Genomic DNA, 253 nt, shown 5'->3' with positions numbered 1-253 from the left:
TTTACCAGAAGTGGCTAGTCTAACCGCAAGGAGGACGGTCACCACGGTAGGATTCATGACTGGGGTGAAGTCGTAACAAGGTAGCCGTATCGGAAGGTGCGGCTGGATCACCTCCTTTCCAGAGCTAGCGTTTCAAAGTTGAGTGCTCACACTTGTCGGCTGTTAATTGAAGACAGGCTCAGGGGTCTGTAGCTCAGTCGGTTAGAGCACCGTCTTGATAAGGCGGGGGTCGATGGTTCGAATCCATCCAGAC

1 rRNA gene is annotated in these 253 nt (G+C 53.0%); it reads left to right on the top strand.

Annotation, left to right across the window (positions count from 1 at the left end):
- A 16S ribosomal RNA gene (locus tag G3O01_RS45060) occupies window positions 1-118 on the top strand; the annotation flags it as partial.
- Window positions 119-253: the final 135 nt, after the last annotated feature.

This window comes from Burkholderia sp. Ac-20365 (assembly GCF_017104715.1).
Classification (GTDB): Bacteria; Pseudomonadota; Gammaproteobacteria; order Burkholderiales; family Burkholderiaceae; genus Paraburkholderia.
This window is presented reverse-complemented; position numbering and strand designations above follow the sequence as displayed.